Raw genomic sequence first — 12230 nt, forward strand, 5'->3', positions numbered from 1 at the left:
CTTGTCGATAGTGGCGGGCTGGGGCGCGTCGCCACATTCTAGCGCAGTTGCCCGGACTACTGTTTAAAAACACAGGTGATTCGTTGGGCGCGGGGGCTTCAGGCGGCCCCGGGCCGCGGCGTATCCAGCCGGGCGGCGATGGCCGCCTGCAGCGCCGCCGGGTCCAGCGGCTTGTGCAGTACCGGAAAGCCGCTGGCGTTCAACGCATTGATGCCTTGCGGCGAGGTATCGCCGGTGACGATGATGGCCGGCACCGCCGCCCCCATCGCCGCCGACACGGCGCGCACCACGTCGATGCCGGTGACGTCCGCGGCCAGCCGGAAGTCGGTCAGCACCAGTTCCGGCACGCCGCCTTCCAGCGCGGCCACCGCCTGCTCGCGCGAGCGCGCGGCCAGGACGGCATAGCCCCAACTGGCCAGCAGCATGGACATGCCGTCGAGCACCTGCTTGTCGTCGTCGACCACCAGCACCGTGCGCTGTCCGGCGCCAGGCCGGTGCGGCGCGACCGGCACGCTGGCCGGGTTGGCGGCAGCCGGTTCATGCCGGTATGGCAGGCTCACCGAAAAGCTGGAGCCTTTGCCGACCACCGAACGCAGCGCGATACGTGCGCCGATCAGGTCGGCGGTGCGCTGCACGATCGCCAGGCCCAGCCCCAGGCCCTGTTCGCGGTCGCGCGCGATGTTCTCGACCTGGTAGAACTCGCGGAAGATGCGGTCGAAATGGTCGGCGGCGATGCCGATGCCGGTGTCCGTCACGCAGATTTCCAGCATGCCGCGGCGGCGCCGGCAAGCCAGCAGGATGCGGCCCCGCTCGGTATAGCGCACCGCGTTGGAAAGGAGGTTGGACAGGATGTTCTGCAGCAGCACCGGATCGGTGTCGAGCCAGGCGCGGGTCGGGCGCACCTTCAGGCGCAGGCCCTTGGCGGCTGCGGCCTGGACGAACTGGTTTTCCAGCGCTTCGAAGCGCTCCTGCAGGCGGAAGCGGCGCGGCTCGGCCTGGATCACGCCGGCGTCGAGGCGCGAAATGTCCAGCAGCACATTGAGCAGCTGCGACATCCCCTGCAGCGCCGATTGCAGCCGCCCGGCCAGCGTCTCGATGGCGGCGCGCTCGATCTGCGGGGCTTGCGCCGCCATGCGCAAGGCGGCGATATACAGGCCCAGCGCATGGGTGGGCTGGCGCAGGTCGTGGCTGGCGGCGGCCAGGAACTGCGACTTGCTGCGATTGGCCAGTTCGGCGCGTTCCTTTTCCTCGGTCAACTGGCGGATCAGCGCGGTGTTTTCGAAACGCAGCGCGATGGCGTCGCGCACGGTGCGCTGGACCACCCGGCTGTACGCCAGGTTGACCCCCAGCAGGAACAGCGACAGCACCCCCAGCACCGAGAACAGCGGCGTGCCGTGGATGAACGAACGGAGCGCGAACGGCAGCACGGTGGGCAGCGCGTAGACGTAGTAGGCCGGCCAGAACGACGACAGCGAGGCGACCGAGCCGCCGGTCATGCCGGCCAGCACGATGCAGGTATAGACGGTGACGATAGTGTTGTCCGGCGCGAAGAAGAGCGGCCCCATCGCGCCCCACAGGCAACCCGAGACGCCGGCCCAGGCCACGTAGCGCCAGCAGCGCCGCGGCGTGGCCGAGGCCGGATGGGCGCCGCCGCGCAAGTCGCGCCAGACCATGGCGATGCGCAGCGCCGTCACCAGGTAGATCACCGTTGCCCAGCCCAGCAGCAGCGGGTGCGGCACCTGGTTCCACAGCAGGAAGACCGTCAGGCCCGCCACCGCGATGTTGCCCAGGAAGATCGGCGGCGACTGCCGGTACAGGGTGTTGACCAGTTCCAGGTAGACTGCGCGGTCCGAAGTCGGAAGCAGAGTTGTCATTATTCTTACGCCATGTTGGAAACAGCGATGCCGTGGCCATTTGCCAGCAGGCAAGCCATCCGGTTTATTGTAATATCGGCGCACAGAAGGGGATGGCAAGAACCTGTACGCATCGGGGATGGAACAAAAAATGAAAACTATCGTGCTGGCGGAAGACCACGCGATTATTCGTGACGGCTTGAAACTGCTGATTTCCACCCGGCCCGACCTGAAGGTGGTGGCCGATACCGGCCACGGCGACGAAGTCGAACACCTGGTGCGCGAACACCAAGCCGACCTGCTGCTGCTCGATCTCGACCTGCCGGGCTGCCACGGCGTGGAGCTGACCCGCAAGGTCAAGGCCGCGCACGGCAACACGCGGGTGCTGATCCTCACCGCCAGCCCCAGCGCGGCATCGGTCAAGGCCGCATTCGAGGCCGGCGCCGACGGCTACGTGCTCAAGCACGAAAATGCCGAGGAGCTGCTGTATGCGATCGCCCTGGTGCTGTCGGGCATCGTCTATCTCAGCAAGGGCCTGGCGCAACTGTCGGCGTTGCCGGCCAGCGCCGATGAAACGCCGATCACGGCGCGCGAGCAGCAGATCCTGGCGCTGATCGCGCGCGGCGATTCCAGCAGCGATATCGCCGATAAACTCAATCTCTCCGTGCTGACGGTGCGCAAGCATCGCCAGAATCTGATGGGGAAACTGTCCCTGCACAATGTCGCCGAAGTGACGGCCTACGTGTTGCGTTCCAGCGCGTTGCCCTGATAGTACGGTATCGGCAACGCGCGCAAAATACTGCATATGTAGTATTTACTGGCAGAAGACCCGCTCTTAGCATGGGCGCTTCCCAACATTCGCCGAAAGCCTGTTCGGCCTCGCGCCATGCCTGTACGACATCGAGTCCCTTTTCCATGCGCCATGCGCCGCCGGCCGCTTGCCTGCGCGGCCGGCATGCTCACATTGGTAGCCGGCGCCGTCGCACAGGCACAGTCGCTTGACGGAGTGTCGCGGCAAGATATGTACAGCCAGATCGAAGCGTTGCGGCAGCAGTTGGTCCAGGCACAACAGTTCGCTGCTGTTCCAGGACCAACGTCGTTGTCGCCATCGATGTCGCCGCTGTCGACACAGTTGATTCAGCCCATACAGTCGAATGCGCCCCAGCCTGGAACCGAACGCAGCGCTACGGAGTTGCAACAGGAATTGGCCCAGCAGCAGTTGGAGCTGGAGCAGCTGCTGAAACAGGATCCGGGAAAAACCAAACAGGAACTGCTGCAGAAGTTGTTGGAGCAGACCAAACAGCAGCAGCAAGCGCTGACCCAGAAGCAGCAGGAAGAAACCAAGCAGCAACTACAGACCCAGCAACAGCGGGAGTTGGAAAAAACCAAGCTGATAGAGCAAGAAATAGCCAAGAAAAAGCAAGAGTTGATGCAGCAGCTGTTGGAGAAAACCAAGAAGGAGCAGCAAGAGCAGGCTAAAGAGCAGCCGGAACAAGCCAAGCAGCAGCAACCAGAGTCGGTTCAGAAGCAGGCGGAAACAACCAAACAAGAACAGCAAGAGCCGATTCAAGAGCAGTCGAACCCAGGAACCCTGGCGACCTATTTCGGCGCCGGACGGGGCGATCAGCAGGCACAGGCGCAACTCACGGGCATGTCCGATCCGGGGGCGTCAATTGCCGCCGGTACGATAGCGATCACGGATATCGCCACGAATACCCCACCGCTGATTACTGCTGTGATGGCATCGATGCCGGCCAGCACATCTTCCAGTACCGGGGGCAACACCGGTAATCCGACTGCTTCCGTGCAAGACGCATTGCAGCAAACCTTGGCCGCAGCTACTGTGCAATCACAGCAGTTAAGTTATGGCTATGTCACGGCGGGCCTGGTGACGCCGATAGCCAGTTGGCCGACCAGCCTGGTGGCGACCTATACCGGCAACGTCGGCGGCACGCTCAACAACGGCGCGGCAGTCAGCGGAGTATTCCAGGCCACGGTCGATTTCTCCACGATACGCAACATGACGCCCAGCATTCCCGGCAGCATCACGTTCGCCGGTGGCCAGGGCAGCACCAGTTTCACCCTCTCGCAGTTGGGCGGCTACATTGGCGGTTCCATGTCCGGCACATATGGCGGGCAAGCCGTGACCGGCTATGTGATGAATGGCGTGTTTTACGGCCCGGCGGCTGAACAGATGGCGGGCCAGTGGAGCATGCAAAATGCCGGCGCCACGCTGACCGGCAACGGCAACTTCCAGGCGCAGCGATGAACGCGGCTGTCCGGCGCCGCGCTTTGCTTTAATTATCCTCCGCTCCCATCTTGTTTTCCCGGCAATACGGCTCTCTCAACACCCGCAAAATACTACATATGCAGTATTTACCAGGGCATGGCCGGCACTTAGCATGAAGGCACTTCAACATTGGCCGGCGCGTTGTCCGGCATTGCGCCATGCCTGCTCGACATCCTTTCCTTTTGCCGTTGCCCTGTGCCGCCGGCGCAATCGCATTGCTGGCCGGCGCCGCCGCGCAGGCGCAATCGCAACCGCAGTCCCAACCCATCAGCGAGGCATCGCTGCAAAGCACCTATGGCCAGCTCGAAGCCTTGCGCAAGGAACTGGCCCAGCAGAAGGAGTTGCTGCAAAAGCAACGGCAGGAGCAGGACAAACCTGGATCGGGGGAGCCGCAGCAAACCAATCTGAAAGAGCAGGAACAGCTGAAGAAGCAAGAGCAGACCAAGTTGCTGCAACAGGAATTGTTGAGGAAGCAACGGCAGAAGCAGGTCAAACCCGGTCTGGAGGAGCAGAAGCAAACCAAGCTGAAAGAGCAGGAACAACGGAAGAGGCAAGAGCAGACCAAGCTGTTGCAACAGGAACTGCTGCAGACGCAACGGCAAAAGCAGCTCCAGACCCCACAGCTGGAGCAGGTCAGGAAACAGGTTGAGCAGGAGGGCTTCCTGCTGCGGGATATGGCGCACAACTTGCGGGAACCGGAAGCGACCAGGAATGCCCCCCAGCCCTCTAGTCCAGCCGGAAATCCGAGCCTGGCTACCTATCTCGGTGCAGGGAGCGGCAATCCGCAGGCGCAGGCGCAACTTTCGGGCGCACCGGTCCCGGGAGGAGTGGGATCAATAGGGATTTCCCCAATGGATCTTAGCAGTGCCCTCCTCGCTCTCAATAGCGGCAGCACAGCAGTGATAACGCCAGGGACCATCTCAACGGGATCCCTCGCGCCGATCGTCAATGGTGTCCAGGCCATGATGAATTCCATGGCCAACATCAGCAGCTCTTCCAGCAATGGCAACGCCAGTACCAGCACCAACACCAGCAACCCATCTTCTGCCGTCCAGGACGCCTTGCAGCAAAGCCAGCAAACTTCGGCCGTCGCCGCTGTACAGCAATCGCAGCAGTCTCAACAACTGAGCTATGACTATGTCACGGCGGGCCTGGTAACGCCGGTGGCCAGTTGGCCGACCAGCCTGCTGGCGACTTATAACGGCAACATCAGCGGCGCGCTCGGTAGTGGCGCGGCAGTCAGCGGAACCATTCAGGCTACGGTCGATTTCGCCAGGATAAACGGCGCACAGCCCGCTATCTCCGGCAACATTGCCTTTGACGGCGGCCGGGGCGGCACCAATTTCACCATGACGAAAATGGGCACGGTGCTGGTTGGAACCATGACCGGTACGTATAGCGGGCAGTCGGTGACGGGGACGTTGAACAGTCAGTTCTACGGCCCCTCGGCCGAACAACTGGCGGGCCAGTGGTACTTCCAAAATACTTCCTTCTCGGTAAGCGGCATAGGTAATTTCCAGGCGCGGCGATGAATACGACCACCTTGCATCGCCGCCATCCGGCCAGTTTCCATTCCTCTTCAACTCCTATGCCTTCTTCTCGCCAGTCTCTTTTCGCCCGCGCGTTGTCCGTGCTTCCCGTTGCCACGCTGCTGGCGGCATGTCCGCAGGCGCAAGCCCAGGTTGCCGCGTCCTCCGCCGAGCTGGCGGACGTCGCCGCGGCAAGCGACCGCAATATCCACCAGCAGGCGCTGCTGGAAATCGCCTTCGCGCGAAAACTGCTGGCAGAACGACAGCCGGAGATGGCGTGTCGCCTGCTCAAGGGCAGCCTTCCGGACGCCAATACCGAGGCCGAGCGGGTGCGCCTGCTGGCGCGTTGCTCATCGGCCCTGCGCGAACGCGAGGCGGCAGAGGACTACTACCGCCGGGCCATCGCCCTGGCGCCGGACGACCCTTCGGTCAAGGTCGAGCTGGCCGGTCTGTACCTGGCCATGGGGCGCAGCCAGGACTCATCGGCCATGCTGAGCGCTGCGGCCGGGCAAAGCGCCGGTCCCGAGCGCGACCAGCTTGAAAGCGCCGCCGCGCAGCTGCGCGCCAACGACCCGGCGGCGCTGGCCGCCAATGCCGCCAACAAGGCCAAGCCCTGGGCGCTGCAGGTGTACATGGGGCTGACCTGGGACGACAACATCAACGCCGGGCCGGTCTCGCGCAGCGTGCCGGCGGTGATCGGCGGCATCCCGGTTACCTTCGACCTGGTCGCGGACGCCATGCCGCACAAGTCGGCCGGCGCGGCGATGGGCGTCAACGCCAGCTACGGCATCCCGCTGGACGGCCGCTTTTCCCTGCTGTTCCAGGGCGCCTGGTTCGGCACCGGCTATTTCGAGCGGCAGGACTACAACAACGACACCACCACGCTGGCGGCCGCCTTGGTCTACACCGACAAGGCATGGGCGGCCAGCATTCAGCCCAACGTGCGCTATACGCGGCTGGACGGCCATTTGCAAGAGAGTACGCCGGGTGTGACAGGACGCGTGGCGCGCAGCGTGACCGATGCCGTGTCGTTGACCGCGACCGGCGGCTATGCCCGGCGCACCGTGCACACCGACGCCAACCGTAACGCCGACGCCTGGCAAGGCGGGCTGGGCGCGCTGGCGCAGTTGACGCCGCAATTGCAAGTCGGCGGCGAATACCTGTGGCAGCGCGAGCAAGCCGAGGCCGCGGTCTATTCGCGCCGCCTGTCGGGGCCGAGCGCCTATCTGCAATACCGTATCCATCCGGACCTGCTGCTGGGGGCCAACCTCAGCTATACCGACGTGCGCTACGACCAGGCCATGGCGCTGTTCGCCGAGCCGCGTACCGACCGCCAGACGGTGGTTTCGCTGTCGGCGCTGTGGGACGTGAGCCGCTATGTCGGGCGCAACATGGTGGTGCGCGCCCAGTACACCAATATCGACAACCCTTCCAACATCGCCTACAGCGATTTCCGCCGCAACATGTTCAGCCTGGGCGTGCAGATGCAGTTCTGATGGCTTGGGTCGCAGACGTAACAGACGCAACATGAGAAATCCAAGCAAGCACATGCGGAATGCTTAGTTCTGTCCGGCGCCGCGCTTTGCTTTAATGATCCTCCGCCCCGGCTCGCCCATATCGAGGCAGCGCCGGGCATACCAGGAAGGATCATCGTTTCATGTCCGCCGTCATCGACGCCTCGCGCGCGCCAAGCGCGCACCGCATTTCGCCCCCATCCGCCCAGCGTATCGCCAGCGACGAGCATGCGCTGCAGGTGGCGCACGAACTGGCCGGGGAATTCGCCCCAGGCGCCGCCGGGCGCGACCGCGGACGCCGCCTGCCGTTCGAGGAAATCGAGCGTTTCTCGCGCAGCGGGCTGTGGGCGATCTCGGTGCCGCGCGCCTATGGCGGCATCGGCGCCTCGTGGAACACGGTGGCCGAGGTGTTCAAGATCATTTCCGCCGCCGATCCTTCCATCGGCCAGATTCCGCAGAACCACTTCGGCAACCTCAACGTGATCGCCAACGCCGGCAGCGAGGAGCAGAAACGCTTCTTCTTCGACCAGGCGCTGCAAGGCGCGCGCTTCGGCAACGCCGGCCCAGAGCGCAACAGCAAGAACGTGCTCGACGTGCGCACCCGCGCCACGCTGGACCTGCATTCCGGCGACGGCAGCTACTTCCTGACCGGCACCCGCTTCTATTCCACCGGAGCGCTGTACGCGCACTGGATCCCCAGCCGCGCGCTGGACGACAACGACCAGCCGCTGTTCGTCTACAACCGCCACGACGCGCCGGGTTTGCGCGTCATCGACGACTGGTCCAGCTTCGGCCAACGCACCACCGCCAGCGGCAGCGTGGTGTTCGAGCGCGTGCGCGTGCCAGCCGCGCAGGTGCTGCACGTGAAGGATTTCCTGAAACAGCCCAACAACATCGGGCCGGTATCGCAACTGATCCAGGCCGCCATCGACGCCGGCATCGCCCGCGCCGCCGTGGATGACGCCATCGGCTTCGTGAGCACGCGTTCCCGCCCCTATGCCGACAGCGGCCTCGAGCGCGCTTCGGATGACCCTTACATCATCCGCGACATCGGCAACCTCAAGCTGCGCCTGCATGCCGCCGACGCCTTGCTGGAACGCGCCGCCGGCGTGCTGGACGCCTTGCCCGGGAAGATCACGTTCGAACAGATGGCCGAGGCCTCGGTCGCCGTGGCCGAAGCCAAGGTGCTTTCCACCGAGCTGTCGCTGCTGGCTTCGGAAAAACTGTTTGAACTGGCCGGTTCGGCCGCCACGCTGGCTGTCCACAACCTCGACCGCCACTGGCGCAATGCGCGCGTGCACACACTGCACGACCCGGTGCGCTGGAAATACTACGCGGTCGGCAACTACGCCCTGAACGGCACGCCGCCGCCGCGCCATTCCTGGAGCTGAAGCGCTCCGTCTCCGTCCTACTGTACGAAAAACGCCATGACCCAAACCGCCGCCGCTACTTCTGCCACCACACTCGACTCCCTGCCGCCATCCTCGGCTGCCGCCACTTCGCGCATCGTCGCCCGCATCCGCGACGATGCCGAAGCGCTGGCCGTGGCGCGCAAGCTGGCCGAGGATTTCCGGCGCGAATCCGCCTTGCGCGACCGCGAGCGCAAGCTGCCCTGGGACGAGCTGGACCGTTACGTGCGCTCCGGCCTGTGGGGCATCACCGTGCCCAAGCAATACGGCGGCGCCGGCGTCTCCTACGGCACGCTGGCCGAGGTGATCGCCACCATCTCCTCGGGCGATGGCTCCATCGGCCAGATTCCGCAGAACCATTTCTATGCGGTCGAGCTGATTCGCGTCAACGGCAACGAATCGCAGAAACGCTTCTTCTTCGAACGCGTGCTGCAAGGCGACCGCTTCGGCAACGCGCTGGCCGAGTTGGGCACCAAAACCTCGCACGACCGCAAGACCAGCCTCACGCGCGACCCGAACGGCCCCGGCTACCGCATCAACGGCCGCAAGTTCTACGCCACCGGCGCGCTGTATGCCGACTGGGTGCCGACCTCGGTAATCGACGAAGCCGGCGTGCAGCAATTGGCCATCGTGCCGCGCCATGCGCCGGGCCTGACCATCATCGACGACTGGTCCGGCTTCGGCCAGCGCACCACCGGCAGCGGCAGCGCCGTGTTCGAGAACGTGCACGTGCCGGCCGACGCCGTGATCGGCTTTGCCAGCGCCTTCACGCGCCCGACCCAGATCGGCCCGATGGCGCAGATCCAGCATGCCGCCATCGACCTGGGCATCGCCCGCGCGGCCTACCGCGACCTGCTCGAATTCGTGCAGACGCGTTCGCGGCCCTGGGTCGACAGCGGCGTCGAACGCGCCGGCGACGACCCGCTCACCATTCGCGAAGTCGGCGACCTGACCATCCAGTTGCATGCCGCCGAGGCCCTGGTGCAACGCGCCGGCCGCAAGGTCGATGCGGCCGCCGCCGAACCCACCGAAGACAGCGTGGCCATCGCCTCGATCGCCGTTGCCGAAGCGCGCGTGCTGACCACCGAAGTCTCGCTGGCGGCCGGCAGCAAGCTGTTCGAGCTGGCCGGATCGCAATCGACGCTGGCCGAACACAACCTCGACCGCCACTGGCGCAACGCCCGCACCCACACGCTGCACGACCCGGTGCGCTGGAAGTACCACGCCATCGGCAACTTCTACCTCAACGGCAAGAAGCCGCCGCGCCACGGCGCGCTGTAAGGGAGCCGCCGATGAGCAAGAAACAGATCCGGCTCAACGCGTTCAACATGAACTGCGTGAACCACATCAACCACGGCCTGTGGACGCATCCGCGCGACCGTTCGCAGGATTACACCGACATCGCCTACTGGACGCACCTGGCCAAACTGCTGGAGCGCGGCAAGTTCGACGGCCTGTTTTTGGCCGACATCGTCGGCGTCTACGACGTCTACCAGCAGTCGGTCGACATCACGCTACGCGAGTCGATCCAGTTGCCGGTCAACGACCCGCTGTTGCTGGTGTCGGCGATGGCGGCAGTCACCGAACACCTCGGTTTCGGCATCACCGCCAACCTGACCTATGAGGCGCCGTTCCTGTTCGCGCGCCGCATGTCCACGCTCGACCACCTCACCAAGGGCCGCATCGGCTGGAACATCGTCACCGGCTATCTCGACAGCGCCGCCCGCGCCATGGGCCTGACCGAGCAGCTGGAGCACGACCAGCGCTACGACCGCGCCGACGAATTCATGGAAGTGGTCTACAAGCTGTGGGAAGGCAGCTGGGAAGACGGCGCCGTAGTGCGTGACCGCGCCAGCCGCGTCTACGCCGACCCGGCCAAGGTGCACAAGATCCGCCACAACGGCGACTATTACCGTGTCGAGGGCATCCACCTGTCGGAGCCGTCGCGCCAGCGCACGCCGGTGCTGTACCAGGCCGGCTCGTCCGGGCGCGGGCAGGCCTTCGGCGCCCGGCATGCCGAGTGCGTGTTCATCTCCAGCCAGACCCGCGACGCCGCCCGCAAGCTGGTGCAGGGCATCCGCGAAGGCGCAGTGCGCGCCGGACGCAACCCGGACGACATCAAGATCTTCATGGGCCTGACCGTGGTCACCGCCGCCACCGAACAGGCCGCGCGCGACAAGTACCGCGAATACGCCAGCTATGCCAGCCCGGAAGCGGGGCTGGCGCATTTCTCGGCCGGCACCGGCATCGACTTCTCGCAATACGACCTGGACGAACCGATCCGCGCGGCCAAGACCAACTCCATCGAGTCGCTGGCCAAGACCGTGACCAATCCCGAACTCAACTGGACCAAGCGCAAGCTGCTGCAACAGCTTGAACTGGGCGGGCGCTACGCCGCCGTGGTCGGCTCGCCGGTGCAGGTGGCGGAGGAACTGGAGTCATGGGTGGCCGACACCGGCATCGACGGCTTCAACCTCACCCGCACGGTCACGCCGGAGAGCTTCGAAGACTTCGTCGACCTGGTGATCCCGGTGTTGCAGGAGCGCGGCTCCTACAAGCGCGACTATGCCGGTGGTACGCTGCGCGAAAAGCTGTTCGGCGGCGCGCCGGTCTTGCCGCAGAACCATGCCGCCGCGGCGTTCCGTGTGGGCGAAGCGGTTTCGCACGCTTATTGAAGCAGAGACTTTCCCGCCGTGCGCAAATGCGGACGGCATATATTCAAGCCGGAAAAGATTCGTTCCTCCCTGACGGCGCCGTCGCTACATTGGTTGTTTTTCTTGTTAGGGACGAAGGATGAAATACGCTGTGGCGAAATGGATTGGGGCAGTGGCAGCATTGGCGCTCGGGCTGGTCGTGCAGATGCCGGCACAGGCACAAGATCGGGTGCTGAAGGTCGGCGTCACCAGCGGGCCGCATGCGCAGATCTTTGAGGCCGCCAGGCGCGTGTTCGAACGCGACAATCCGGGCTACAAGATCAGGATCGTCGAGTTCAACGACTACATCCAGCCCAATGCCGCGCTCGATGCCGGCGAGTTGGACGCCAACAGCTACCAGCACCGGCCCTTCCTCAATGCGCAGATCAAGGCACGCGGCTACAAGCTGTACGGCACCGGCAAGACCATGATCGGGCCGATGGCGATCTACTCGAAGAAGTATCGCAAGCTGGAGGATATCCCTGCCGGCGCCAAGATCGGCATCCCCAACGATCCGGCCAATGAAAGTCGTGTTCTCCTGCTGTTGCAAAAGCATGGCGCGATCAAGCTGCGCGCCGGCATCGACGCGCTGACCGGGGTCAACGCCACCCCCATCGATATCGTCGAGAATCCGAAGAAGTGGAAGTTCATCGAGATCGACGCGGCGCAGCTGCCGCGCACGCTGGATGATCTCGATGCCTCCGCAGTCAATGCCGACTACGCCGCCAAGGCCGGCTTGAACCCCGCCAAGGACAGCCTGGTGGTGGAGAATGGCGACAGTCCCTATGCCTGCCTGATCGCCGTGCGGGTGAAAGACAAGGAGCAGCCCTGGCTGCCCAGACTGATACAGGCCTATCAATCGGATGAAGTGAAGCGCTTTATCGAAACCGAATTCAAGGACGGTATCCTGGCGGCCTGGTAGCCTTGGTAATGTTTCCCGTT

The 12230-nt window shown here is 64.4% G+C and carries 9 protein-coding genes; 8 read left to right on the top strand and 1 reads right to left on the bottom strand.

Annotation, left to right across the window (positions count from 1 at the left end; genetic code table 11):
* Positions 1-98 precede the first annotated feature (98 nt).
* Entirely contained in the window at positions 99-1874 is a 1776-nt protein-coding gene (locus tag J7548_RS14470) for an ATP-binding protein (protein WP_290975422.1), read from the bottom strand.
* Positions 1875-2004: 130 nt separating this feature from the next.
* Here J7548_RS14470 and J7548_RS14475 point away from each other — a divergent pair, with 130 nt between their 5' ends.
* The 8 genes from J7548_RS14475 to J7548_RS14510 all read left to right on the top strand — a co-directional run bounded on the left by J7548_RS14475 (position 2005) and on the right by J7548_RS14510 (position 12210).
* Positions 2005-2622 (top strand): response regulator transcription factor, encoded by a 618-nt coding sequence (locus J7548_RS14475; protein ID WP_290975424.1) that lies wholly within the window; start codon positions 2005-2007, stop codon positions 2620-2622.
* Positions 2623-2874: 252 nt separating this feature from the next.
* On the top strand, positions 2875-4122 hold the full coding sequence (locus tag J7548_RS14480; protein WP_290975426.1) for a hypothetical protein: 1248 nt from the start codon (positions 2875-2877) through the stop codon (positions 4120-4122).
* A gap of 179 nt (positions 4123-4301) precedes the next feature.
* A complete protein-coding gene (locus tag J7548_RS14485; protein ID WP_290975428.1) occupies positions 4302-5675 on the top strand; it encodes a hypothetical protein in 1374 nt (457 codons plus the stop codon).
* Between the two features lie 98 nt (positions 5676-5773).
* The gene (locus tag J7548_RS14490; RefSeq protein ID WP_290975430.1) at positions 5774-7168 is read left to right on the top strand and encodes a porin family protein; all 1395 of its coding nucleotides are present in this window, start codon (positions 5774-5776) and stop codon (positions 7166-7168) included.
* A gap of 161 nt (positions 7169-7329) precedes the next feature.
* Positions 7330-8577, top strand: coding sequence for an SfnB family sulfur acquisition oxidoreductase (locus tag J7548_RS14495; protein ID WP_290975432.1), 1248 nt, complete (start codon positions 7330-7332; stop codon positions 8575-8577).
* Between the two features lie 36 nt (positions 8578-8613).
* Positions 8614-9876: an SfnB family sulfur acquisition oxidoreductase gene (locus J7548_RS14500; RefSeq protein ID WP_290975434.1), complete on the top strand. Its 1263-nt coding sequence runs from the start codon at positions 8614-8616 to the stop codon at positions 9874-9876.
* An 11-nt stretch (positions 9877-9887) separates the two neighbouring features.
* Positions 9888-11270 carry an LLM class flavin-dependent oxidoreductase gene (locus J7548_RS14505; protein WP_290975436.1) on the top strand — a complete coding sequence of 461 codons (1383 nt, stop codon included), beginning with the start codon at positions 9888-9890 and terminating at the stop codon, positions 11268-11270.
* A 118-nt stretch (positions 11271-11388) separates the two neighbouring features.
* On the top strand, positions 11389-12210 hold the full coding sequence (locus J7548_RS14510) for a MetQ/NlpA family ABC transporter substrate-binding protein (RefSeq protein WP_290975438.1): 822 nt from the start codon (positions 11389-11391) through the stop codon (positions 12208-12210).
* The last annotated feature ends 20 nt before the right edge of the window (positions 12211-12230 follow it).

Origin of the sequence: Herbaspirillum sp. (genome assembly GCF_017744395.1) — a bacterium.
Lineage (GTDB): Bacteria > Pseudomonadota > Gammaproteobacteria > Burkholderiales > Burkholderiaceae_D > Herbaspirillum.

Excerpts from the sequence above, each read along its gene's own strand:
- J7548_RS14470 (WP_290975422.1), bottom strand. The coding sequence starts at position 1,874 with ATGACAACTCTGCTTCCGACTTCGGACCGCGCAGTCTACCTGGAACTG.
- J7548_RS14475 (WP_290975424.1), top strand. The coding sequence starts at position 2,005 with ATGAAAACTATCGTGCTGGCGGAAGACCACGCGATTATTCGTGACGGC.
- J7548_RS14480 (WP_290975426.1), top strand. The coding sequence starts at position 2,875 with ATGTACAGCCAGATCGAAGCGTTGCGGCAGCAGTTGGTCCAGGCACAA.
- J7548_RS14485 (WP_290975428.1), top strand. The coding sequence starts at position 4,302 with ATGCCTGCTCGACATCCTTTCCTTTTGCCGTTGCCCTGTGCCGCCGGC.
- J7548_RS14495 (WP_290975432.1), top strand. The coding sequence starts at position 7,330 with ATGTCCGCCGTCATCGACGCCTCGCGCGCGCCAAGCGCGCACCGCATT.
- J7548_RS14500 (WP_290975434.1), top strand. The coding sequence starts at position 8,614 with ATGACCCAAACCGCCGCCGCTACTTCTGCCACCACACTCGACTCCCTG.
- J7548_RS14505 (WP_290975436.1), top strand. The coding sequence starts at position 9,888 with ATGAGCAAGAAACAGATCCGGCTCAACGCGTTCAACATGAACTGCGTG.
- J7548_RS14510 (WP_290975438.1), top strand. The coding sequence starts at position 11,389 with ATGAAATACGCTGTGGCGAAATGGATTGGGGCAGTGGCAGCATTGGCG.